Origin of the sequence: Dyella terrae (assembly GCF_022394535.1) — a bacterium.
Classification (GTDB): Bacteria; Pseudomonadota; Gammaproteobacteria; order Xanthomonadales; family Rhodanobacteraceae; genus Dyella.
In genome coordinates this window covers 3797642-3822156 of the sequence record NZ_CP089414.1, presented here as the reverse complement: position 1 = coordinate 3822156, position 24515 = coordinate 3797642, and the positions used below count along the sequence as shown (strand labels likewise).

General features: G+C 64.4%; 22 protein-coding genes. 11 read left to right on the top strand and 11 right to left on the bottom strand.

The features are described from left to right. Window position 1: 1 nt before the first annotated feature. The gene (locus tag DYST_RS16690) at window positions 2-859 is read right to left on the bottom strand and encodes a fumarylacetoacetate hydrolase family protein (protein WP_102303054.1); all 858 of its coding nucleotides are present in this window, start codon (window positions 857-859) and stop codon (window positions 2-4) included. Window positions 860-1053: 194 nt separating this feature from the next. Between DYST_RS16690 and DYST_RS16685 the strand changes: the two genes are divergently transcribed. From DYST_RS16685 to DYST_RS16675, 3 genes are all read left to right on the top strand, one after another. Beyond that, a complete protein-coding gene (locus DYST_RS16685; protein WP_239946771.1) occupies window positions 1054-1833 on the top strand; it encodes an alpha/beta fold hydrolase in 780 nt (259 codons plus the stop codon). A 338-nt stretch (window positions 1834-2171) separates the two neighbouring features. Beyond that, window positions 2172-2498 carry a hypothetical protein gene (locus tag DYST_RS16680; RefSeq protein WP_102303056.1) on the top strand — a complete coding sequence of 109 codons (327 nt, stop codon included), beginning with the start codon at window positions 2172-2174 and terminating at the stop codon, window positions 2496-2498. Window positions 2499-2566: 68 nt separating this feature from the next. Continuing rightward, the gene (locus DYST_RS16675) at window positions 2567-4357 is read left to right on the top strand and encodes a tetratricopeptide repeat-containing diguanylate cyclase (RefSeq protein WP_239946769.1); all 1791 of its coding nucleotides are present in this window, start codon (window positions 2567-2569) and stop codon (window positions 4355-4357) included. 20 nt (window positions 4358-4377) lie between these two features. Here DYST_RS16675 and DYST_RS16670 read toward each other — a convergent pair whose 3' ends face one another. The 6 genes from DYST_RS16670 to DYST_RS16645 form a co-directional block, all read right to left on the bottom strand. Then, window positions 4378-5982, bottom strand: a complete 1605-nt coding sequence (locus DYST_RS16670) for an ArnT family glycosyltransferase (protein ID WP_239946767.1) — start codon at window positions 5980-5982, stop codon at window positions 4378-4380. Between the two features lie 85 nt (window positions 5983-6067). Next, complete coding sequence (locus DYST_RS16665; RefSeq protein WP_239946765.1) at window positions 6068-9127, bottom strand: efflux RND transporter permease subunit; 3060 nt, start codon at window positions 9125-9127, stop codon at window positions 6068-6070. Further along, the gene (locus DYST_RS16660) at window positions 9124-10185 is read right to left on the bottom strand and encodes an efflux RND transporter periplasmic adaptor subunit (RefSeq protein WP_239946763.1); all 1062 of its coding nucleotides are present in this window, start codon (window positions 10183-10185) and stop codon (window positions 9124-9126) included. The genes DYST_RS16665 and DYST_RS16660 overlap by 4 nt, the downstream gene beginning before the upstream one ends. Then, on the bottom strand, window positions 10182-11483 hold the full coding sequence (locus tag DYST_RS16655; protein WP_239946762.1) for a TolC family protein: 1302 nt from the start codon (window positions 11481-11483) through the stop codon (window positions 10182-10184). The genes DYST_RS16660 and DYST_RS16655 overlap by 4 nt, the downstream gene beginning before the upstream one ends. 154 nt (window positions 11484-11637) lie before the next feature. After that, window positions 11638-13038 carry an ATP-binding protein gene (locus DYST_RS16650; RefSeq protein ID WP_239946761.1) on the bottom strand — a complete coding sequence of 467 codons (1401 nt, stop codon included), beginning with the start codon at window positions 13036-13038 and terminating at the stop codon, window positions 11638-11640. After that, entirely contained in the window at window positions 13035-13700 is a 666-nt protein-coding gene (locus DYST_RS16645; RefSeq protein ID WP_102303063.1) for a response regulator, read from the bottom strand. Before DYST_RS16645 ends, DYST_RS16650 begins: the two co-directional genes overlap by 4 nt. Window positions 13701-14041: 341 nt before the next feature. Here DYST_RS16645 and DYST_RS16640 point away from each other — a divergent pair, with 341 nt between their 5' ends. The 4 genes from DYST_RS16640 to DYST_RS16625 all read left to right on the top strand — a co-directional run bounded on the left by DYST_RS16640 (window position 14042) and on the right by DYST_RS16625 (window position 18543). Then, a complete protein-coding gene (locus tag DYST_RS16640; RefSeq protein ID WP_239946760.1) occupies window positions 14042-14362 on the top strand; it encodes a hypothetical protein in 321 nt (106 codons plus the stop codon). Window positions 14363-14516: 154 nt separating this feature from the next. Next, a complete protein-coding gene (locus DYST_RS16635; RefSeq protein WP_239952139.1) occupies window positions 14517-16901 on the top strand; it encodes a DEAD/DEAH box helicase in 2385 nt (794 codons plus the stop codon). Next, the gene (locus DYST_RS16630) at window positions 16898-17749 is read left to right on the top strand and encodes a ribonuclease H-like domain-containing protein (RefSeq protein ID WP_239946758.1); all 852 of its coding nucleotides are present in this window, start codon (window positions 16898-16900) and stop codon (window positions 17747-17749) included. The genes DYST_RS16635 and DYST_RS16630 overlap by 4 nt, the downstream gene beginning before the upstream one ends. 131 nt (window positions 17750-17880) lie before the next feature. Continuing rightward, entirely contained in the window at window positions 17881-18543 is a 663-nt protein-coding gene (locus DYST_RS16625; protein ID WP_239946756.1) for a MarC family protein, read from the top strand. Between the two features lie 28 nt (window positions 18544-18571). On the opposite strand, the gene DYST_RS16620 is transcribed toward DYST_RS16625, so the two are convergent. Genes DYST_RS16620 through DYST_RS16610 form a run of 3 tightly spaced genes read right to left on the bottom strand, consistent with a single transcriptional unit; the run spans window position 18572 to window position 20219 of the window. Further along, on the bottom strand, window positions 18572-19300 hold the full coding sequence (locus DYST_RS16620; protein ID WP_239946755.1) for a cytochrome c biogenesis CcdA family protein: 729 nt from the start codon (window positions 19298-19300) through the stop codon (window positions 18572-18574). Beyond that, window positions 19300-19686: a thioredoxin family protein gene (locus DYST_RS16615; protein ID WP_102303068.1), complete on the bottom strand. Its 387-nt coding sequence runs from the start codon at window positions 19684-19686 to the stop codon at window positions 19300-19302. Before DYST_RS16615 ends, DYST_RS16620 begins: the two co-directional genes overlap by 1 nt. Before the next feature lie 26 nt (window positions 19687-19712). Then, the gene (locus tag DYST_RS16610; RefSeq protein ID WP_239946753.1) at window positions 19713-20219 is read right to left on the bottom strand and encodes a DoxX family protein; all 507 of its coding nucleotides are present in this window, start codon (window positions 20217-20219) and stop codon (window positions 19713-19715) included. Window positions 20220-20497: 278 nt separating this feature from the next. On the opposite strand from DYST_RS16610, the gene bufA2 reads away from it, so the two are divergent. The 4 genes from bufA2 to DYST_RS16590 all read left to right on the top strand — a co-directional run bounded on the left by bufA2 (window position 20498) and on the right by DYST_RS16590 (window position 23449). Beyond that, complete coding sequence (gene bufA2 / locus DYST_RS16605) at window positions 20498-20782, top strand: BufA2 family periplasmic bufferin-type metallophore (protein ID WP_102303070.1); 285 nt, start codon at window positions 20498-20500, stop codon at window positions 20780-20782. A gap of 51 nt (window positions 20783-20833) precedes the next feature. Further along, window positions 20834-21688, top strand: a complete 855-nt coding sequence (gene bufB, locus DYST_RS16600) for an MNIO family bufferin maturase (RefSeq protein ID WP_239946751.1) — start codon at window positions 20834-20836, stop codon at window positions 21686-21688. After that, the gene (locus DYST_RS16595; protein ID WP_239946749.1) at window positions 21685-22464 is read left to right on the top strand and encodes a DNA-binding domain-containing protein; all 780 of its coding nucleotides are present in this window, start codon (window positions 21685-21687) and stop codon (window positions 22462-22464) included. The genes bufB and DYST_RS16595 overlap by 4 nt, the downstream gene beginning before the upstream one ends. Window positions 22465-22534: 70 nt before the next feature. Next, window positions 22535-23449: an AraC family transcriptional regulator gene (locus tag DYST_RS16590; RefSeq protein ID WP_239946748.1), complete on the top strand. Its 915-nt coding sequence runs from the start codon at window positions 22535-22537 to the stop codon at window positions 23447-23449. A 7-nt stretch (window positions 23450-23456) separates the two neighbouring features. Here the strand turns inward: DYST_RS16590 and DYST_RS16585 are convergent, their stop codons facing one another. Next, window positions 23457-24494, bottom strand: a complete 1038-nt coding sequence (locus DYST_RS16585) for a sensor domain-containing diguanylate cyclase (RefSeq protein WP_102303074.1) — start codon at window positions 24492-24494, stop codon at window positions 23457-23459. Window positions 24495-24515 lie beyond the last annotated feature (21 nt).

Sequence of the window (24515 nt, the reverse complement as noted above, 5' to 3'; positions counted from 1 at the left end):
CTCACGCCTCTTGCACTACTGCGTTACGTAAGGTGGCGATGCGCTCAATGGACACCTCACAAACGTCGCCGGGCTTCATGTAGACCGGCGGCTTGCGCCCGTAGCCCACGCCCGATGGCGTCCCCATGACGATCACATCGCCGGCATCGAGCGTCATGCCTTCGCTGATGATGGCAATGGTCTGTGCAACGCCAAAGATCATGTCGCTGGTGGACGCGTGCTGCATCACTTCGCCATTGAGGCGCGTTTCCAGCGTCAGTCCGGTGGCGCCGGGCGGCAGTTCGTCGGCCGTCACTACCCACGGGCCGAATGCGCCGGTGCCGTCGAAGTTCTTGCCGACGGTCCATTGCGACGTACGCAGTTGGTAGTCGCGGATCGAGCCATCGTTGAAGACGCTGTAACCGAATACGTGATCGAGCGCGTCTTCCTGGGCAATGTGCTTGCCGCCACGACCGAGGATCAGCACCAGCTCGCCCTCGTAATCGAATTTGTCCGACACACGCGGACGAACCAGCGGCTGGCCATGCCCGATAAGGCTCGATACAAAGCGAGCGAACAACGTGGGGTAGGCGGGCGGCGGTGAGTCGAATTCCCGCGCGTGATCGCGATAGTTGAGCCCCAGGCAGATGATCTTGCCCGGGTTCGCGCTCGGCGGCAGGTAACGCACCTGGTTCGTATCGACGGCAAAGCCTTCACGCAGGCGTTCGACCAGCGCCAAGCGCGCACGCTCTTCGCTCGCTGCGATGGCGCTGACATCGGCTGGGATGCCATCCTCATCAATGAAACGCCCACGCCAGCCATCACCCGCATCGACGGCCAGGCCAACCCGATCGTGCTGCTCAAAGCGCATGAATCGCATGTCCAGCTCCCATGTCAGGCCTCGCCACGCGCCCGGATTCTTCTATGGCACGGCCGACATCGTCGTGCCGATTCGGTGGCAATCGCCCGATCATAGCTATTCGCCTGCTGTGCAAACCAGTGACGTCTTTCCCGCTGTTTCACACTGTGAAGGCCATGCACCATGGCCGCATTCGCTCTGCCAGATGTGATGCTATGGAAAGCCGCCTGTCGACCTATCGATTCCTGAAAGTGCGCAGCCATCGCATGGCTTACCGCACCTGCGGTCGCGAGGATGGCGCGCCGATCATGCTGATCCACGCTTTTGCCAGCCAGTCCGATAGTTGGAAGGACACGGCCTCTGCGCTGGCCCACGCAGGTTTCCGGGTCATCGCACCCGACCTGCGCGGCCATGGGCGCAGCGAGCGGACGTCCACCTATGCGCTCATGGATTTCGAGCAGGACCTGATCGCCTTGCTCGACGCGCTGAACCTGTCACAGCTGAGCCTGCTCGGCCATTCGCTGGGAGGCCATCTCGCGCTCAAGCTGGCGACACACCAGCCGGGGCGCATCCGGCGAGTGGTCGTGGAGGCAACGCCCGTGCCACCGCAGGATGCCGCCGATGCGGCCGCCATTGCCTCGGCACAACCGGGGCCAGCATGGCGACGCTCGCTGCAGCTTGTGGGCCTGGGTCGCCTGCTGCGCCTCGTTTTCTTGCGACGCTTCGATCTGCGTGCGACACGCTCTGTGCTGCCGGAACTGCGTGCACCTATGCCCGATTGGTGGCGTCGTCTCGCCACTTTGCAAACGCCTTGCCTGCTACTGGCGGGCCACGACGATGGCCTCGTCACGAAACGCCTTCCGCTACTGGCCGCCCGGCTACCCCAGGCAACCGCCCGATCATTGGGGGTTGGACACCGACTGCATAGCGAACACACGGAGGCCTTTCTCACTGAGGTGCTGCCTTTCCTCGGTGCCGCCGACCATGCCAACTGAGCTTTCCACGCGCCGTTGGCCGTTCTCCGCAGTGCCTTTCATCAGAACTCCGGCGTGCACATATGACGCAAAAAACAAGGCTATGATCGGAAATCCAGCGGCGGCCTTGTCGCAGCGACACAGGGGGACCTTTCATCCGGATATCCGAGCGTTGTCGCATCCATCTCAGGATCGCCGACATCCTTCGCGGATCCTGCCGTCCCGCCGGCCCTCGTCGAGGGAGCGCGCGCTAGCATCTTCTTCGCGATGTAGCGGGAGGCTTGGTGAGAGATGCCTAATTCCGGGGGAGAGACACCTACACGCTGTCACCGTACTATCACCACCCGGGGGGGACGCACATGTCGAACATCATCGAATTTCTGGAAAAACTGGGCACCGACGCGCATCTGCGCCAAGCGAGCCGTGACGAATTGAGCATTGCCCTGGCCGACGCCCGGGTCGAGGCATCGGCCTGCGAAGCGATTCTGGCCAGGAATGTCGAGGATCTGTACGCGTTGCTGGATAAGGCACCGCTGTTCTGCTTACAGACCGTGCCACGCAAGGAGGGCGAGGAAGAAGAAGAGGAAGAGAAGGAAGAGGATGAGGGCGGCGAAGAAAAGAAGACGCCGAGCAAAAACGCCAAACCTCCCTCTGCTATCGCTCCCCACGACCTCGCGCTGACCTGACGATGCCTCGTACCGGCGCCCTTGGCCGGAACCTTTTCCTGGCGGCATGCCTGTTGCTGGGATCATCCGTGGGTGCGGCCCGCGCGGCCGTGCCTGCCACCGCAGAAGACCCGGCGCCCATGCTGGACCGGGCCGATCGCATCAAGACTTCCGACCACGATGCCTTTCTCAAGCTGCTGAGCGAACTCGACCAGCGCAGCGCCGAATTGTCGTCATCCGAGCAATGGCGGCTGCGCTATCTGGATGCCTGGCAGGTGGCTTTCCAGGGCCGCTACGACCAAGCCCTGCCGCAGCTCACCGAAATCGTCAACCTGTCGGGCGACCCGACCCTGCAGGTACGCGCCACGGCCACGCTGGTCAATATCCTCGGCATCGGCCGGCACTATGAGGATGCCTTCACGCGACTGAGCGTGCTGATTGACCAGTTGCCAACCGTAAAAGACCCCGAGGCCCGCTATCAGGCCCTGGGCGAAGCCGCGCAGTTCCTGACCTTCGCGGGCCAGTACGATCTGGCCATCGGTTACGCGCAGCAGATCCTCGACGACACGGCTTTGGCCGGGCACACATGCCAGGGCCTCGTCTTCAAGATCAAGGCGCTGTATCACAGCGGCAAGATCAAAGGCACCGACGCCGATTTCGACCGCGCCATCGACGTTTGCCACGACAGCAAGCAGGAGCTTTTCGCCGATGGGCTGCGTAGCGAGCGCGCCGACTATGCGATCAAGCAGGGCCATGCCGACGATGCCGTCACGCTGCTCCTTGCCCACTACGGCGAAGTGAAGTCGTACCACTATCCTGCACTGCTCGCGGACTTCGACACCTTGCTCGCCCAGGCCTACTGGGAGCAAGGGGACGTGACGCAAGCACGCAAGTATGCCAACGCTGCACTTGCCGACGCCGTTCCCAACGAGTTCGCCGAGACACGCAGCACGGCGTACAAAGTGCTCTACAACGTGGAGAACCGGCAGGGTAACCCGCAGGGTGCGCTGGAGTACCACGAGAAGTACATGGAAGCCGACAAGGGCTACCTCAACGACGTCTCGGCTCGCGCCATCGCCTATCAAACAGTCAGGCAACAACTGCTGGCGAACAAGATGCAAGTCGACGCGCTCAACAAGCAGAACCAGATCCTGCAGCTTCAGCGCCGACTCGACCGCAAGGACATGGAAACCAGCCGGCTGTACATCGCCCTGCTGCTGACCGTCGTGGCCTCCATCGCTTTCTGGCTATGGCGCACCAAGCGCTCGCAACTGCGTTTCAAGCGTTTGGCCACGCGCGACAGCCTTACGGGTGTGCACAGCCGCCAACATTTTGTCGACGAAGCGGAGATCGCCCTGCGCGTCGCGGCCAAATCCACCCGCGATGCCTGCCTGGTCCTGCTGGATCTGGACCACTTCAAGGACGTGAACGACGCGCACGGCCACGTCATTGGCGACCTGGTGCTCAAGCGCGCCGTCGCTGCATGCCAGCACCATCTGCGCCGCCACGATATCTTCGGACGCCTTGGCGGCGAGGAGTTCGCCATCTACATGCCCGGCTGCAGCGCCTCACAGGCCCGCGAACGCGCGGAGCGTATCCGCCAGGCCATCGCCGCCACACCGCTGTGGGGTGAAACCCGCCACGTGATCATCACCGCAAGCTTCGGCGTGGCGTCGACCGAACGGAGTGGCTACGAACTTCGCCAGCTGATGATCGACGCAGAAAGCGCACTGTTCGAGGCGAAGCGCGATGGCCGCAATCGGGTGGTGTATGGGCAACTCGGCGACTTCATCGTGCCGGCGACGTCGGCCGATCCGACCGAGGCGCCTGACGCGATCGGCGATGTGGCGAATCACGCCTATGGCGCCCATCGGCCCTGAAGCTGTTTTGTTAGCAGCTCTTACTCGCTGGACGGATCACCAAACCGATCGATCGACTTCGGCCGGTTGATCACGGCACGCGCCGACACCAATGCCACCCAACCATTGGCAAGCCTGGCGCTCGTGAGCGCCTCCTCCGGAGGCCTGCCTCGCCCGGAGTAAGCCAACACCACGCCATTCGGATGCTCCACACACCAGGCTACCGGATCGTCGGCTACGGGCAGCGGTGCCGGCATACGCGCGAGGAACGTCAGCAAGCCCGGTTCGTTGGTCGTGCGCACCATGGGCACGCCCTGCGTGCGCAGCTCGTGCTCAAGTGCCGCCAGTGGGCGCACGTCGAGCGCGTCGAGCAACTGCAAACGCACCAGCGGCAGCATCGCCAAGGCAAGGAACAACGTTGCCTGTGCCGCGCGTGCCGCTGAGTCGACGTTACGTCCCAACCACAGCCACACCATGGCGATCACCAGCAGACCTGCCGACAAGGCATACAGCCAGATCGCCCTGCTGTGACTTAGCGACGCGTCGTCGAGCGGCGCGGGCCTGAGCACAGCCCACACGAACACCACCACGATCACCGCCACCAGCCACCACAGTCGTTTCACCGCCAGCAGCGCGGCGTCATGGCGTAGCCACGCGCTCAGCAGGATCGCTGCGCCAGGCAGCACCGGCAGCAGGTAATGCAGTTGCTTGCCGCTCACCAGGCAAAATGCCACCAGTGCAGGCACCGTCGCGCACAAGCCGAAGCGGGCTGCTTGCGATTCGCGCCATGCGCGCGCTGCCGCAGGGACGCGGCGCCATCGCAACAGCAGCGGCCACGGCAGCAACAGTACGGGGGCCCATGGCAGATACCACCAGAACGGCCGGTTGTGCGCAAAGCTCTGCACCACGCGTCCCGCAGTCTGATGTAGCAACAGTTCCTGCGCGTCCGCAGGGTTCAGGTGGTGCACGGCCGCCCATGCCCACGCCAGCGCAGGCATGCCACCCAGCACGGCCACCAGCAGCATGACCACCACGGAGCGCCAGGATACGCGCGGCCGGCGCTCGGACCACCACGGCGCCAACAGCATGGGACCGGCCAGATGCAGCAGCATGACCGGCCCTTTGGTCAGCACGCCAAGCACACTGGCCACGAACAGCAGCAACAGCGCCTTGCGATCTCCCGTACGGACATAGCGTGCGATCGCCACGAAGCCCAGCAGCACGCACAGGCACAGCAGCACGTCGAACATCACCACGCCCGTGTACAGGACGAAGAACATCAAACCGAGCATCAGCCAGCTCGCCACGCCGGAAGCCTCCGGCGCGAGCTGCCGCTCCACGCGCCCGCACAGCACCACGCAGCCCATTCCACAAACCAACAGCAGAACCCGCGCGGACCAAAGCGTCGGAACCAGCACCGTCCAGATCGCGTTCAAAAGCCAGAACAGCAGCGGCGGCTTGTCGAAGTACGGCACGCCGTTGAGATGCAACGTGACCCATTGCCCGGTCTGCCGCATTTCCCACGCGATGCTCAGGTAACGCGTTTCATCGATCGGAACAGGCGGCAACACCGCCAGCAACGGCAGCAGCAATAGCAACCAGAAGGCGGGAGGCAGCCGCCGCAAGCCATGAGCAAGTGAATCCATGGCGACATCTTGCGCAACGCTTGCTTACAGTTCTCTTAGAGCCCGCACCATTCTGCGCCGTGTTGAAATAGCCCCGCGATGGCTGTCACGTTGCTACAGCCGTACCGTCATCACCGTGTCGCCCGTGCCCCATCGCCAGGCCAATCAGCGTGGGCATCACCAGCAGCACCAATGGATACTGCAAGGTCAGTCCGGCGATGATCGCGATAGCCAACGGCTGCTGGATACCCGAGCCCTGTCCCCAGGCGAGCGCCAGCGGCAACAGCGTAAGGATGGCCGCCAGCGTCGTCATGGTGATGGGGCGCAGGCGGTCGCGGCTGGCCATACGCAAGGCCTGCAACGGCGGCATGCCTTGCGCCAGCGTGACGTACTCGGACACATAGAAGATCGCCATCTCCGTGCCCATGCCGATGATCATGGTCATGCCCATCATCGCGGTGATGTTGAGGTCCACACCGCACAGCCACAGTGCAATGAACACCGCCGTGGCAGAGAACAGCGAGCAGCCCATCACCACCAGCGCCAGACCGGGCCGGCCATACAGAAACAAAAGCAGCACAAACTCAGCCACCAGCGCCATCAGGAACACCTTGCCCAAGCCGAGGAAGGCGATCTGCTGTTGCTGGTAAAGGCCACCAAGTTCGTAACGCGTATCCGCATCGAGCACGCCCGGCTGCGCCAGCAGCTTCTTCACGTCCGCCACAGCCGCGCCCATGCCACGTCCGTCGATGCGCGCGGTCACCGCGACCATTTGCTGCAGGTTCTCTCGCGAAATCTGCGGCTGGCCGTTCTCGGTCACGATGCTCGCCACGCGGCTCAGCGGGAACACGTGCCCATCCGGAGCGCGCACCGGCAGCGCGAGCAGTTGCGGCAAGCGCCATTGCATCGCATCGGGCATGCGAATGCGCACGCCCACGCTCTTGGTCTCCTGAGGCAACTGCGTCGCCACCACGCCGGTCAGCGCATTGTTGATCGCCAGTGTCACGGTCGCCACGGTCATGCCTTCGAGCGTCGCCTTGTCCGGATCTATCTGCACATTCAGCGCATCACCGGCCAACTGCACACCGTCCTTGATCTCTACCACGCCCGGAATATCAGCGATGGCCTTGGCGACGCGCTGTGCCTGCGGCACCAGCGTCTTCGTATCCGCCGAATACAGCTTGATCTCGATAGGCTGCGGCACCGCAGTGAGGTCGCCGATAAGGTCTTCCATCAGCTGGGCCAATTCCACCTCGACGCCCGGCACTTCGTGCTCGACGTGCTCGCGCACGTCGCTCATCACTTCCTCGGTGGCGCGCTTGTGCCCCGACTTCAGACGCACAAAGAAATCGCCGTGATAAGACTGGCCAAGGTCGCCGCCCAGGCCGGTGCCTAGACGACGGGAGAACGTATCCACCTCCGGCATGGAACGCAGGATCGCCTCCACCTGCCCCACCTGTCGCGCCGTTTCCGGCAACGACGTGCCCGGCTTGGTGTAGTAGTCCATCACGAAGCCGCTTTCGTCCACCGACGGCATAAAGCCGGTGGCCACGTGCGTGTACGCCACACCGCCGAGCACCAGCAGCGGAATGACCATCGCCAGCAACCATGCGGGGCGACGCGCGAAGGCGTCGTACAAGCGCGCGTGTGAGCGCGCGAGCCAACTCTCGTGAGCCAGCCCCGGATCGTGCCAGCGGCGAAAATCCACCCAGCGCCGCAGCAACGGCGGCACCACGAAAGCGCTGACCAGCCACGACACCACCAGCGCACACGCCATGGTGACCGACAACGCCTTGGAGAACGCACCCGTGACGCCACTGAGCAAGCCCAGTGGCACGAACACGATCAGCGTAGCGAGACTCGAACCGGTCAACGGTGCAAGGAACTCACGTGCCGCAGGCAGCACCGCCGCCTCGCCACCGCCATCGGCCGCACCGGCGCGACGAGCCACGTGCTCCACCATCACGATCACGTCGTCGATCACCAGCCCCACCGCCGCCGCGATGCCGCCCAGCGTCATGATGTTGAAGCTCATGCCGAATATCTGCAGCAGCAACGCCGTGACGGCAAGCGTCACCGGCACCACCAGCATGGCAATCAGCGTAACGCGCAGGTTGCGCAGGAACAGCAGCAACACTGCCGCCGCGAGCAATAGGCCGATCAGCACCGCGTCACGCACACTGTGCGCGGACTCCACCACCAGCTCGCTCTGGTCGTACCAAGGCGTGAGCTTCACGCCCTTGGGCAAGCGGAAAGCCGCGAGCTTGTCGCGCACCTGCCCTGCGATCTGCACAGCGTTGCCGTCCGGCTGTTCGTACACGTTGAACAGCACGGCGGGCTTGCCGTCTTCGCTCACCTTCACCCACTGCGGCATATAGCCATCACGGATGGTAGCCACGTCCGACAGGCGCACCCAGCCATGCGCATCGTTCTTCACGATGATATTGCGGATGGCGTCGAGCCGCTGCAGTGAATGGTCGGCCACCACGAGGTAGAGCTGGTTGCGGTCCTGCAGACGTCCGACCGCTTCGAGCTGGTTCGCACCATTCACCGCCGTGGCGAGATCGTCCAGGCTCAGGCCGTACTGCGCCAGCTTGCGCGGATCGGCCTCCACTTCCACTTCGGCGGTTTCGCCACCCTGCACGTCGACGCGCGCCAAGCCCGGCACCGAGGCCAGCAACGGCACGATCTGATACTGCGCCAGATCGCGCAGCGCCACCGGCGACAGCGTGTCCGATTGCAGCGCATACGAAATGATCGGATAGACCGTCGGGTCCATGCGGCGCACGTTGTACGTCGCACCGGCCGGCAGGCTTGGCAGCACACGCGCGATGGCCGAATCGACCTGCAACGTGGACGCGATCATGTCGCGGCCCCAGCCGAAGTCCACCGAGATCTGCGCCGACCCGCGTGTGGTTTCCGAACGCAGGCCCGCAACACCGGGCACGGTACGAATGGCTTCCTCGACCGGTCGCGTCAGTAACAGCGCGGTCTGGTCGGCCGGGCGATCGCCCGCGTCGAGATCCACCACCACCCGCGGAAACGACACCTGCGGAAACAGGCCCACCGGCAGCGTGAACGAACTCGCCAAGCCCGCGATGGCCAGCGCGAAAGCCACGATGACGATGGCACGCGCGTGCCGCGCCAGCAACGTCGGCAGGCTCATGGCTTCGCTTTCTCCGACGGCGCGTGCACCACCATGCCGTCATCGAGTTGCGTGGCGCCTTCCGTCACCAGTGGCAGGTGTGCGTCGAGCGCGCCGCTGGCCACCGTCACGTCGCCTGCATCGCCCAGCACTTTCACCGGCACGCTCTTGGCCTTGCCGTTCGCCACCTGGAATACGTGGCGATCCTCTTCATCACCCTGCACCGCATCGCGCGGCAACAGCCAGCCCTGCCACTGGCCCACCACGATGTCGGCGCGGAACCCTTCGCCACCGATCAGTGCGCCGTCGGGCACGATCTCCACATCCAACTGGTGCGTATGCGGATTGAGCGTACTTGCCACGCGGCGCACGGTGCCGTGCATGGACTCACCACCATCGATGGGCACCAGCTCGGCCTTGGCGCCGATCTGCACGCGCCCCAACGCATCGCGCTCTACACCTGCCGTGACCACCAGGCCATCGCCGCGTTGCACCGTGAGCAGCGGCGCCCCCGGCTGCAGGTTGTCGCCTTGCTGCGCGTCAACCGTCGCCACCGTGCCATCGAAGGGCGCCGTCACGTCCACGGTCGGGTTGCGACCTTGCTGCTGCACCAGCGCATCCAGCGCGGACTGCGCATCGTGCAGCGCTTTCTCCGCCTGATCGAGCTGGTCGCGCGTGGCCAGTTGTTGCGCGAGCAGTTGCGCGGTGTGTGCACGCTGCGTCTCCGCCAGCTGCTGCGCCGTGACCGCTTGCTGATAGGCCGCCACCGATGCCGGCGCCAACGCGAACGTGGCCAGCGCTTGGCCGTGCTTCACCGATGTACCGGCAGTGACGTTCCAACGCAGCACGCGACCGGCCGCCTGCACACTCACCACTTGCGCCGCGTCCGCGGCGGGGCCTGCCGTACCGTAGGCGGGCACTGTATCGGGCACGCTGCCCTGCTTCAGTAGCACGGTGACGACAGCGGCACTCACGGCGGCATCGTCGGGGGTTTCCGCGCCGGAGCAGGCGGTCAGCGAACACGTCATCAAAACGCTGGCAGCCAGCGCTGAAGCGATCCATGGCAGTCGATGGGTCATGGAGCCATTACATCCTGTTCAAGAGCAGTCGGCATACCGCGTCCCACCAACAGTTCCAGCGCAGTCTGCTGTTCGAGCATGGCTTGCTCGGTCGACAGTTGCGCCAGCTGCCGATTGAGCGCAGCAACATGGAGATCGGTCACGTTGCGCAGGTCCAACAGGCCTGCCTGCGCGGCATGACCTGCCTGCGCGGAAGCGCGCACGGCATCGTCGGTGGCGGGCACCAGTGCCTGCCGCTGCACATCGAGTTGCGCGTAGTGCGTCAGCAGCGCATCCACCTCGTCGCGCGAGGTGGCGAGGCGCACGGTGTATTCCACCTGCAGTTGCTCGCGCGTGGCCTTGGCGATGGCCACGTTGTGCTGGTTGTGGTCGAACAGCGGCAACGTGAAGCTCACCGCCGGGCCGCCGTTGCGTACCTTGCTGTTGTCCTGCGAAGCATCGTAGCCGATGGCCAATGCGGGAAACTGCGCGAGCACGGCGGCACGCAAGGTCGCCTCCTGCGCGCGATAGCCCAGTTGCAGCGCCACCAGATCCGGCCGGCGTCGGCTCACATCGGCAAACTGCTCGTGGATGGAGGCGGCATCGACGCTGGGCGGCGGCAAGGTCTGCGCCAGCGGCACGACCACGTCGGGCTTGAGCCCCAACAGCGCGTTGAGCTGCTGATGCAGATCCAACTGGCGACGCTGCAGATCGTTCAGCGCGGTGCGTGCATCGGCCGCGGCGGCCAGATCGGACGCCACCGCCACGCGCTCCATGTTGCCCGCGCTCACTGCGCTGACGATGCGCGACTCACGCTGCGCCAGCGCATCCAGCGCTTGCTGCTGCAGAGCGATCTGCCGTTCGCCTTCGACCAGATCGATCACCAGCAGGCGCGCCTTGCCCACGACCTGCCACTGTTCCCACAGCAGGCCGGCATCTACTTCGTCGGCGGCCGCCTGGGCCGCTTCGCGGCGGGGGCGCAAGGTAATGAGCGAGGTGATGTCCTGGCTGATCGATGCCGTCCACGCGGTGGCATCGCCCACACCGGAGAGCAGATAACCCGCGTTGCCGCCCACCACGGGGTTGGGCAGCACGCCGTCTTGCTTACGCTGTTCTTGCGCCGCCTGCCGACGCGCATGCTGGCTGCGCAGATCCGGATTGTTCAACAGCACCAGGCGCTCGACCGCCGCCATATCCAGCGGCGACACGGCCGAGTCATAGCCCTGCAGTTGTGACAGTGAGGAGGCGGACGAGGCCTGCTCCGGCAGCGGCTTGGCCTGATAGGTGGCGCAGCCGGCGATGCACGCGGCCAACAGCACGGCTGCAGCCTTGCACGGCCGCAAGAACCCATCGACATGAGGCTTGGCAAACGAAAGGAACACCGACGGTCCGTACAAGGTATGGGGATGCCATACCCTACCGAAAATCTCTTAGCGTTCTCTTTGTAAAGAAACGTGTCAGCCGTTACGGGTTTCAGATCCGGCTTAGCGGAAGGCGTACGGACACGCGCAGGCCGCGCCCAAACGGCGAATCCAGCAGCTCGATCGAAGCGTCATGCATCTGCGCGGCGCGCTGGACGATGGAAAGGCCCAGACCGTAGCCGTCGCCCCGGCTGCTCGCCTCGCGATGGAAGCGTGCGAATACCGCCGCGCGGCGCTCGGGCGGGATGCCCTCGCCGTTGTCGATCACATCGATCATCGCCTCGTCCTGCTCACGCTGGACGGTCAGCTTGACCAACCCGCCGGCCGGCACGTGGCGCAGCGCGTTGTCCAGCAGGTTGCGCAGCATGGCGGCCAGCGCCACTTCGTTCCCGCGCACCATTAGCGACCCGTCGGCCAGCGCCACATCCAGCTCCACGTCCGTGTCGCCAATGAGCGGCGCCAGTTCCTCGATGACCGTGCGCGATACCGCCAGCAGGTCGACATCCACGTGCTGGTCCGTACGCGAGCTGGCTTCCAACCGCGCCAGCGACAACAGTTGTTCGACACGACGCGCCAATGCGGCAAGGCTTTGGCGCGCACCCGACAGGGCCACATCCGCCTCGCGCGTATCGCGGCTGGCCTCGGCGTTTTCCAGGTTGATCATGGTGGAGGCGATCGGCGTACGCAGTTCATGCGCTACGTCCGCACTGAAGCGGCGCTCGCGCTCCAATGCCTCCTCCAGCAGGGTGAACTGGCTGTTGAGCGCATCCAGCACTGGCTCCAGTTCGCGCGGCGCCTCGACCACATCGAGCGTGTCGCGGCTGCCGGGTTTGCGTGCAGACAACTTCTCCGCCAGGGCATCTAGCGGCCGCAGACCACGCCGCACCGCCCAGCCCACCAGCAGCGCCAGCACCGGCAGCGCGATCAGCGGCGCCAACGCATGTTCGACCCACAAGGCCATGGAGATGTCGCGACGGCTGTCGTAACGCTCCGCGGCGCGCACGACCACGCCATCCCGCGTGGGTGGCAGCGTGAATAGCCGCCAGCGATAACGGCCCAGGCGCACATTCTGGAAGCCGGGGTGCGCCGCATCCGGCGGCGGCAACATGGTGAGATTCCCGGTGGCCATCAGCGTTCGGCCACTGTGGTCGAACATCTGAAAGCCAACTTCCGATTCGTAGGTATGGCCGTGCAATACCAGTTCCTGCGTGGACTTGGCCGTGATCGGCACCACCACGCCCGACTCGACGGTATGGCGCTGCAAGGCGGGCAGGCCAATGTCGTCAACCAGCGTCTGCAGCGTGCGCGCCGATTGCGCGAGCCGTCCGTCCGACAGCTCGTTCACCTCGTTGATGGTGCGCCGCATGCTGTAGATACCCAGCGGCACAAAGACCAGCGCGATGACGCCAAGGATCAACCAGCGAAGCCGGGAACGCAGACTGGATCGACTCACTTGGGGTCCTGCGGAATCATGTAGCCAAAGCCCCGCACGTTGCGGATCGTCTCGAAGCTCAGCTTGCGGCGCAGCGAATGCACCAGCACTTCCAACGCATTGTTGCCCACCACGTGATCCAGCCCGTAGAGCGAGTTCTCCAGGCTTTCGCGGCGCACCAGCTTGCCGGCGTTTTCCATCAAGGCCTGCAGCAGCGCAAACTCGCGGCGCGTGAGCTCCACCACGTCGCCACGAAAACTCACTTCCGACGTGCCCACATCCAGGCTCAGCGCACCCACGTCGATGCGGTTGACCGACAGGCCACGCATGCGCCGCGTCAGCGAGCGGATGCGCGCCGCGAGTTCTTCGACGTGAAACGGCTTGGTCAGGTAATCGTCCGCACCCGCGTCGAGCCCATCCACGCGGGCGGACAGGTCGTCACGCGCCGTCATCACCAGTACCGGCGTTTCCACGTGGGCGCGTCGCGCCTCCACCAGCACCTCGATGCCATCACGCCCAGGCAGCCCCAGATCCAGCAGCACCAGATCGGCAGTGCGATCACGCATGGCAACCAGCGCCGAACGGCCATCGCGCAGCCACGACACCGTGTAGCTCAGCCGTTCCAGTGCGCGCTGGATCGCCGATCCCAGCTGCGCGTCGTCTTCGACCAGAAGAATATGCACTCGCCCGACACTCCTTCCACCCTACGGCGGATACGCTGGGATTATCCGGCACCGAGCTTAGAAAACACTTAAGTGCCTCCGGGTGCGAGCCTTCGCCAGTGCCCCAGTGAGCCCCGCCCCACGCATGGAGCATAGCCACTCAAGGCGCGTTTGAGGCCTGTCCCATAGCCTCCACAGGTTGGCTGTTCGTCTGGCTGCTGCTCCCGGCCGCCATGGGTATGATCCAGGGCACAGCCAACCAGGTCTATGCACCAGCCGGACAAACCAACGCGCCCACCGGTACCCTGCGCATGGGGCCGGCCTACCCGCCCGCGAGGCGCTCATAGAGACACCGAAACACCATGACCGATGAACCCAGTACGAAGAAGAACCCGTGGAAAACCGCGTACACCATTTGCTGTTTCATCAGCGGCATACCGTTATCCGCTGTAGCGTCCTTCGTTCTTACCAAACATATCGAAGGCGTCTCCGATTTCGAGGGTCAGTCCGGTTACGCACAACTTCTGCAGATGCCGCTCTGCTATATCGCGCTGATGCTGCTCGCCCGCTCCGCGTATCACCGATGGGGTCACCATAAGGTATTCGTAGTGGCGACCACCGGTATTTGCGGAGCGATCGGCGCTACCTTCCTGACTGTCTTCGTGGCGATGCTTATCGGATAGGGTTGCCTCACCGTTGCCGGCTGGTACCGAAGAGCCCAACGGGAGACGCTCGATCCCTGAAGTCTCAAGGATTGAGACGCGCCACAGGTGCAATGCCGTCCCCGGACGGAGCGCACCGATGAACGCCTTGCCTAACCCCTTGGCCCAACGCGCGATGCGCGGTGATGGCGCGCTGGCGGCGCCTGTATCGGGCGGTGATCAACTGGCGCGGCGGCTGGTGAAGCGTTATGGCGACCGCATCACCGGCTCGTTCGTGTTGCCGGGGCGCGAAGGGCAATTCGCTGCCCTGCCCGGTGATATGCCCCCGGCCTTGGCGGAAGCGCTGCGTTCGCGTGGCATCGGCCAGCTTTACGCACACCAGGCGCAGGCCTGGGATGCCGCCGCTGCCGGCGAGCACGTGGTGATTGCCACGCCTACGGCCTCGGGCAAATCGCTGTGCTACACCCTGCCGGTGATCAGCGCGGCGATACGTCAGCGCGCCAAGGCATTGTTTCTGTTTCCGACCAAGGCGTTGGCGCAGGATCAGGTGGCGGAGCTGCTGGAACTCAATCAGGCCGGCGAGCTGGGCGTGAAGGCGTTCACCTTTGACGGCGACACGCCCGGCGATGCGCGGCAGGCGATCCGCCTGCACGGCGATATCGTGGTGAGCAATCCGGACATGCTGCATCAGGCCATCCTGCCGCACCACACCAAGTGGGCGCAGTTCTTCGAAAACCTGCGTTATGTGGTGATCGACGAGGTACACACCTATCGCGGCGTGTTCGGTTCGCACGTGGCCAATGTGCTACGCCGCTTGCAGCGCGTTTGTGCGTTCTATGGCGTGTCGCCGCAGTTCATCCTGTGCTCGGCCACCATTGGCAATCCTGCGGAACACGCGAGCGCGCTGATCGAACAGCCGGTCACCGCGATTACCGAAAGTGGCGCGCCGGTGGGCGAAAAACACGTGCTGCTGTGGAATCCGCCGGTGGTGAACCCGGACTTGGGGCTACGCGCATCGGCGCGCTCACAGTCCAACCGCATCGCGCGCACGGCGATCCGCGCAGGGCTGAAAACCCTGGTATTCGCGCAGTCGCGCCTGATGGTGGAAGTGCTCACCAAGTACCTGAAAGACGTATTCGACAACGATCCACGCAAGCCGCCGCGCATCCGCGCGTATCGCGGCGGCTACCTGCCGACCGAGCGGCGCGCGGCGGAACGTGAGATGCGCGCGGGACAGGTGGACGGCATCGTCAGCACATCCGCTTTGGAACTGGGCGTGGATATCGGCGCACTCGACGTGGTGGTGCTCAACGGCTATCCCGGCAGCGTGGCGGCTACCTGGCAGCGCTTTGGCCGCGCGGGCCGCCGCCAGCAGGCATCGCTGGGCGTGCTGGTCGCCAGCAGCGATCCGCTGGACCAGTACCTGGTGCGCCACCCGGAATTCTTTCAGGGTGCGACGCCGGAACATGCGCGCATCGCGGCCGACCAGCCGCTGATCCTGCTGGACCATATCCGCTGCGCCGCCTTTGAGCTGCCCTTCAAGGACGGTGAACTGTTTGGCCCGCAGGACGCTACGCCATGGCTACACGTGCTCACGGAAGAAGGCGTGCTGCATCAGGAAGGCGAACGCTTCGAGTGGATCGCCGACAGCTACCCCGCTAACGCCGTGTCGCTGCGCTCGGTGGCGGACGGCAACTTCGTCGTGGTGGATCGTACCAACGGTCGCCAGACCATCGTGGCGGAGGTGGATTTCAGCGCGGCCTCGCTGACGCTGTATGAGGGTGCCATCCACATGATCCAGTCCGTGCCGTATCAGGTGGATCGGCTTGATTGGAGCGGCCGCAAGGCTTTCGTCACGCGCACCCACGTCGACTACTACACCGACGCCATCGACTACACCAAGCTCAAGGTACTGGAAGCCTTCGACGGCTCGCCGGCGGGCGCAGGCAGCGCGCACCATGGCGAGGTGCACGTCGCGCGTCGTGTGGCGGGCTACAAGAAGATCCGTTACTACACGCACGAGAACATCGGCTACGGCCCGGTGAATCTTCCCGATCTGGAATTGCACACCACCGCCGTGTGGTGGCAGTTGCCGCAACGTGCGCTGGAACAGGCGTTCGACCACCGGCAGGAGGCGCTGGACGGTTTCCTCGCAGCGGCGCACGCGCTGCATATTGTGGCGACGGTCGCGGTGATGGCCGAGGCACGCGACCTGCAGAAGGCCGTGGGCAGTGGCGACGGCGCCTGGTTCGCCACGCCCGATGCGAATGGCCGTGCGCAGATCCGCTCCGGCTTTGGCGAAAGCGAGCCGTCGACGTTGGGGCCCTTCATCCCCACGCTCTATCTCTACGATGCCTTCCCCGGCGGCGTCGGCCTGAGCGCACCGCTGTTCGAGCGACGCGAAGACCTCGTACGCCTCGCGCGCGAGCTGGTGCATCGCTGCGACTGCCGCGCAGGCTGCCCCGCCTGCGTCGGACCGGTGCTGGCCGTGGACGAGCAGAACGAACGCTCGTTGAAATCGCTAGCCACGCGCGTGCTCGACCTGATCGTCGCGCTATGAGCGCGCTGGCCGACAAACTGCGCGGGCTGCGCCGTCAGGCAGGTGTAACGCCACCCGCGCCCACACCAGTACCCACACAGCCGCGACCCGCGCTGCCCGACAACATCCGCCAGTTGCTCGGCATCCGCCAGCGCGCGCAAGGCAAACCACGACGCAACGTGGTCACAGATCCAGCCTCGCTGCCGGGCGAAACGATTGCACCCGGCCTGCAGCTATGCGAGACGCGTAGTGCATGGCCGCCGACGCCACCCACGTTCCATGCCGACTTCGCCCGAGTCGATGACGTGATTGCACCCGAACGCCTGTTCCTGTTCGACACCGAAACCACCGGCCTGGCCGGCGGCACGGGCACGCGTGCTTTCATGATCGGCGTGGGCGACTGGCACGAAGGCGCTTTTCGCGAACGTCAGCTACTGATCACCACGCTGGCCGGCGAAGCGGCCATGCTCGACTGCTTCGCATCGTGGCTGCACCCGGATGCGGTACTAGTCAGTTACAACGGCAAGTCGTACGACACGCCGCTGCTCAAGACACGTTTTCGGTTGCTTCAGCGCGCCTGCCCGCTGGAGGGCCTGGCGCATATCGATCTGTTGCACCCGGTACGGCGGCGCTGGCGTGCTGCCTGGGAAAACTGCCGCCTCGCCACCGCCGAACGGCAACTGTTACAGGTGGTGCGGGAAGACGACCTGCCCGGTTCCGAAGCGCCGGCCGCCTGGCTGGGCTTCCTGCGTGGCGGCTCGGCAGGGCCGCTGCATCGCGTGGCGCGCCACAATAGCCAGGACCTACGCAGCCTTGGTGGCATCCTTCACCATTTCGCGGTGGAGGATGACGCCCCGACGGCCGTTTGAACCAGCGTCACCTCGCACACTCCGTGCTACGTTGCTGCCGCCCGGTATAACCTTGCCCGGGCAAGCCGTCCGTGCTGCGATGTACGCGCACCACCCATCCATCGCCGCCAGATACCCGGGAGCAGCGAACCATGCTGAAGGACTTCATCCAGACCGCCCTGCTGCTCATCACGGGCCTGTTCCCCATCATCAATCCCATCGGCTCGGCCTTTATCGTGCTGAGCATGATTCCCCACAGCACGCCCGCAGAGCGCACGGACCTGGCGTGGCGCATCACCGTCAACAGCTTCGCCATCCTGCTCGTGTCGCTGCTGATGGGCGCCTACGTGCTGACCTTCTTCGGCATCTCCATTCCGGTGCTGCGGGTCGCCGGCGGCTTGATCATCGCGGTGGCGGGTTGGAACCTGTTGCAGAAGCCCGACGAGGACGACAGCAACGAAAAAACGCAGGACATCAAGAAGCCAAGCCCGGGCGCATCGCTGGACGCCAAGGCGTTCTATCCGTTGACGCTACCGCTGATGGTGGGTCCCGGCTCCATTTCGGTGGCGATTGCACTGGGCACCAGTTCGCCTAGCACAGGCCTTGCATCGGGACATTTCCTGGGCGTAGTCGCGGCACTCATGGTGCTCAGCGCCAGCATCTATGTGTGCATGCGTTTTGCCGGATCGCTGGAGCGCTGGTTAGGCACGGCGGGCACCAAGATCGTGATGCGCTTGTTTGCGCTCGTCACGTTCTGCATCGGCATGCAATTGTTGTGGCTTGGGCTTTCCGCGCTACTCAGCTCGATCAAATAAGCACGAAGCTGGCTCTACCCAGAGGCTCTTACAGCGACGTCGTCAACCGTGTCAGCCAGTCCGGGCTGATGGAGAGCACCAAGGCTTCAAAGCGACGATCCAGGCCGGTAAGCACCATCAGACCGATCAGCACGAAACACGCCCCCAGCATCGACTTGGCCACACCGCCGATCGACATCAACGCACCGCGCATGCGCGTCACGGCCGCACCAGACACGGTGCTCAGCACCAATAACGGCAGCCCTGCGCCCAGGCCGAACACGAGCATCAGCAGGGCGATCTGCGTCAGATTCCGGCCTTGCGCCGCCAGCGTGGTTGCGGCGCCTAGCGTCGGCCCCACGCAAGGGCTCCAGACCAGTCCCAGCAACAGGCCGATCAGGAACTGACTGAAGCCACCTTCGCCACGTACCGAACCCAGCGCCTGCTGACCTTTGTTGCCCAACTGCGCCGTGAAACGCGCGAAAGCGCGCTGCAATGGCGGCAACAACATCACCGCGCCGAACAACAGCATCAGTGATGCAGCGACGATGCGCAGGGTGCCGGCATCGAGCCCGATGGAGGCGCCCACCGTGGCAATGAACGTGCCCGTGAATGCGAACGACAGCGCCAACCCCAGCGCGAGCATGGCCCCGCCCCACCAGTGCCGCGACAACGCCGACGCTATCAGGATGGGAAGAATGGGCAACACGCACGGCGAGAGCAACGTAGCCATGCCAGCGAGGAAACCCAGCGCATAGGTGCCGACACCGAAGTCCATCAGAGGGCTTGCTCCAGCACGGCGCGAATGGCGGTTTCCGAGGTTTGTCCGGTTGAGCGGGCCACTTCGCGACCCTGCTTGAACACCACAAAGGTGGACTGCTGCGACACCTTGAGGGATTTCTCCAGCGCCGTTTCCTTGTCGAAGTCAGCGACGAAGATGGTCACGTCCTTCAGGCTTGCCTCTTTCGAGAGGCGGTCGACGATGGGCTGCTGCGCACGGCAGGTGGGGCACCAGTCGGCATGCAGATAGACGACCACCGGCTTGCCGGTGGCCACGGCCTGCGCATATTGCGCCTGATTGAACGGCACTTCTGCAGCGGCGGCAGAACCCACCAGCAACCACCCAAGTGCAGCAAAGCTCAAACGTAGTGTGTTTGTTTTCATGACAAGGCGACTCCTGCGTAAGACGATCAATCGGCTGCGGTGTACAGGGAGAGGCGAGGTATCGAGGCGTTTCCCGACGCCGTGCGGATGCCCAGCACCCGCGCCACCCATGTGTCGAGGCTGGCCTTACCCGGGCCGCTGATGAGTAGCCAGAAGAAGATCAGGCTGTAGACGATCTCGTCAGCTTCCACGTAGTCGTCGAAACTCATGAGGTTGGCCGACACGACCAGAGTCACCGCCACCGCCATGTTGATCAGCATGGGAATGCACACCAGCCGCGTGAACAGGCCGAGCATGATCAGCAGGCCGCCGACCAGTTCCGTCCATGCCGACAACCCTGCGCTGAATGCGGGAAATGGAACGCCCCAACCGACAAAGCGCTGGGTAAAGCCGTCGAGGTTATGCACCTTGGCGATGCCGGTCTCCAGCCAGAAATAGCCAAACACTAGGCGTACCACCAGCGGCCCGACCCACTCGACACGATGGAGTTGTTCGAGCAATCGCGATGCCTTGTCGGCAATGAACTGACGCATGACGGCATGTCCGTGGAGGAAAGGTGCAGGGATGATGTAAGCCCCGTCCTCCCGCCGCCATGTCTGTTCGTCCACCCTTTCTTGCCCGCCGTCCGGTCTGTAGCGAGGTGCGGCATCGCCGGACGATCGGGCACAAATCGGGGACGCACGGGGACAGCCGTGCTGCCTTTGCCTGCCGAGAATGGACACGTCGATACCGGCCGCACCCCCGTGTCTGTCCCGACGTTCGTTACCTGTGCCGCCACGTGGCGGCCATCACCACCTGACAGGAGTTTTCCATGAAGACCAACAAGCTCAACGGTGCCGCCATGGCGATGATGGTTGCCGGCCTGTTCGCCGCCTCCACGATGTCCGCCTCCGCAGCCGAGAAGACCGCAGGCAGCAATGCTGCTGACACCGCCAGCGTGAAGTGCGTGAACTCGTCGTCCTGCAAGGGCCACGGCGCCTGCAAGCAAGCCACCAATGCCTGCAAGGGCCAGAACGCGTGCAAGGGCCAGGGCTTCACCATGCAGAAGAGCCAGTCCGATTGCGACGCGGCTCAGGCTGCGGTCAAGCAGGCATAAGACCTGCAGGCGGGGCTTTCGCGCCGTGTGGAAGCCCCGCCATCCCTTGCCATGAAAACCATCAAGCAACCCTCTCGCGATTTACCGTATCTCGGCTTCGGCCTGGGTCTGCGCGTCGATCACTATGAAGCGCTGCTCGACGAACCGGGCCATGTGGAATGGCTGGAGATCGTCTCCGAAAACTACCTGGTACCGGGCGGCCGTCCGCTGCGCTGGCTGGAACGTTTCCGTGAGCGTTTCCCACTGGTGATGCATGGCGTGTCACTGTCCATCGGCGGCACCGATCCGCTCAACATGGCGTATCTGGACCAGCTCGCTGCACTAGCCCGCCACGTACAACCCGCATGGATCTCCGATCATCTGTGCTGGACCGGCGTGAATGGCGTGAACCTGCACGACCTGATGCCGCTGCCATATACCGAGGAAGCACTGGTCCACGTGGTGGATCGCGTGCGACGCGTGCAGGATCGGCTCGGTCGCCGCATCCTTCTGGAAAACGTATCGAGCTATATCCGCTTCGCGCAGTCGCAGCTGACCGAATGGGAGTTCCTGGCAGCGGTCGCCGAACGGGCTGACTGCCTGATCCTGCTTGATATCAACAATGTGCACGTAAGCGCACACAATCATGGCTTTTCGTCACTGGATTACCTCGATGGCCTGCCAGCCGCGCGCGTGCAGCAGTTCCATCTCGCCGGTCACGAACAGGGCGGCAACCTGCTGATCGATACGCACGACGCTCCCGTAGTCGATGCCGTGTGGAATCTCTATGTGGAAGCCGTGCGCCGCTTCGGCCATGTATCCACCATGATCGAGCGTGACGACCATATTCCCCCGCTTGCTGAACTGCGCGCGGAACTGGACCACGCCCGCGCCCTCGCCAATGCGCTGCTGCAGGAGGCCGCGTGAGCGACCTTCGCGCCATGCAGTTGCAGCTCGCCGAAGCCTTGCGTTCGCCGGCGACGCCGAATCTGGCCCTGTTGCGCGGCGATGCGATGGCTGATGAGGCCTGCCGACTGGCTGTCTACCAACACGGCTATCGCATTCGCCTGCGCGAGGCACTGGCGACGGAGTTTCCAGGCTTGTCGCTGCTCGCGGGCCGCCGCTTTGCGGATTTGCTGGACGACTACGTCGCCGCGCACCCCTCCAAGCACTTCAATATCCGCTGGCATGGAGAAGGACTGGCGACCTTCCTTGCTGCCACGCAGCCCTGGCGCGACCATCCCGCGCTGGCGGAGGCCGCCCGGTTGGACTGGGCCATTTCCGTGGCATTCGACGCGACAGACCACGCTACCGTTGACGCGACTAAGCTCGCGAACGTATCCCCCGACGCGTGGGCGACCATGCGGCTGCAACTCCTGCCGCACGCGCAGTTGCTGCACACAACGTGCAACGTCGATGCGTTCCGCCGCGCGGCCGATCGGGGATCGTCGCGCCCCGCACGGCGGCGGCTCACGCGGACACGCCCCTTGCTCATCTGGCGTCCGACGCTGGACGTACGTTACCGAGTGGTGGCAGCCGATGAACTCCCCGCCCTCCAAGGCGCCCTGAATGGCGAGTGCTTCGGGCAACTATGTGGGCGTGAGGCCGAGCGCCACGGCCCAAGTGCCGCGCTGCCCCGCATGGCCACCTTGCTCGGACGCTGGCTGGACGAGGGCCTCATTGGGCGCATCCACACGACCTGACGGCAACGGTGTAACCGTGGCTCGTCCCACAGCGAAGTGTCTCAGGGAGACATTCGCCGGAGGGAAGCCCATGTACATCGAACCGAACCTGTCATTACCGCCGGGGCCACGCCCGAGGCTTGTCGAACCCGCGCTGGAATCGCTGCTCAACCGGTCGATGCTGCAGGTGCAGGTAGTGGCCGAACTTCACCGCTGCGGTACGTGGTTTGCCGACGCGCCCCGGATCGACTGCGGGTTGTTCCATCTGGTGGGCACCGGCGCCTGCACGGTGGAGTGCGATGAACTCGATGAAACCGTGGCGCTGGAGGCGGGCGATCTGGTGATCTTTCCGCATGGCACACCGCATCGCCTGGCGGAGGCGCGCGGACAGGATATTCCGCATACCAGCCTTATCTGCGGCGAGTTTCGCTTCACTGGCGCCAGCCAGCACCCTCTTAATCATGCATTGCCGTCGTGCATGGTGATTCACGCGTCACGCGCCAGCGCACCCTTCCGCCAACTGGCCGCGACCATGGCAGAGGTAGTGCACGCCGATTGCGCCGGTCGCCACGTGCTCCTCAATAAACTGGCCGATGCGCTGTTCACGCTCGCCATCTGCGATTACTCACGCACCAACGGCGAGCGTCAAGGCCTGTTCGCCTCGCTCGCCGATCCGCGTATCGCACGCGTGTTGCAGGCGGTGCATGATCACCCAGGCAAAGCCTGGACGATGCAATCCATGGCTGCGCTGGCCTGCATGTCGCGCTCAGCCTTTGCCGAGCGCTTCACGCAATTGATGAAGTTGCCGCCGGTGCAGTACCTCACGCAATGGCGGGTCAGCGTAGCGGAGCAGATGCTGCGCGATCGGCAACAATCCGTGGCCGGCATTGCGCAACAGTTGGGCTATAGCAGCGAGGCGGCGTTCCGTCGCCTGTACAAACGCGTGAGCGGCATGTGCCCGGGCCGTGTCCGCGGTGAAGGACTACGCGCTGCAGCGCTGAACTGAGCGCGACTCAGCGCGGCGGTTGCGACTGCTTGCGCTCGCGCTTGACCTCGTACATGGCGGCGTCGGCCTGCGCGATCAGCGCTTCGGGTTCCGCGTCGCCCGACAGCGACACGATGCTGCCAATGCTTGGCCCCGCGTAGTCCAACGACAGCGCACCAAGATGAAAGCGTCCCGTGGTCGCCTCCTGCAAGCGTTTGCGCAAGGCGTCAGCGACGGCAAGCGCTTCGTCATGTGCAGGACTGGAAAGCACCACAAACTCGTCGCCGCCCAAGCGCGCGACGAAGTCGCCAGAGCGCACCGTACCCTGCATACGCCCACCGATGGCCGAGAGGAATCGATCACCGGCGTCGTGCCCGTAGATGTCGTTGATGGCCTTGAACTGATCCAGATCGACAAAGGCCACGACCAGCGCGCGTCCCGCCGGGCCATGCGCTACAAGACGGCGCCGCAGCTCTTCCATCAAGGCGCGCCGGTTGGGCAAACCGGTGGTGGCATCCGTCAACGCACTCACCGCTAGCGTGTCGTTGGCATGCTGCAACGCCTGCAACATGCGTTCACGCTCGATCTGCTGGCCGATCAGCCGCGAAAACATCTGCAGCACCTGATCAGCGCCATCCTCCAGCGGTTTGCGCTCGCCGCTGGCAGCACAAAGGGTGCCGTAGAGCGTGCCGTCGTCCAGTCGCACCGGCGTACTCGCATAGGTCGCAATGCCCAACTCCCGCGCGGGACCGGAATCCGGCCAGCAGTTGGCGACATCGTCGGTATAGGGGCGTCCCTCTTCCAACGCCCGCTTGCACAGCGTGCCTTCCCACGGCACCGCCAAGCCCTCGGGAATCTGCAGGCGACTGGTGTTGCGCGAGAACAGGATGTACTGGTAGCCGCCATCGGTGTCGATGGTGGTGAGGTAGGTGGACTCCAGCCCGGTCACGGTCTGCAACAGCTCAAGCAGGGGACGCACCAGTTCCTCCAGGGTGCGCGCGCGGGTAACGGATGCCGCCAATTGGCCGAGGAAGTCGGGTATGGGTAAGGAAGCAGTCGTGTTCATGGTTGAATTTTCCGCGAACAA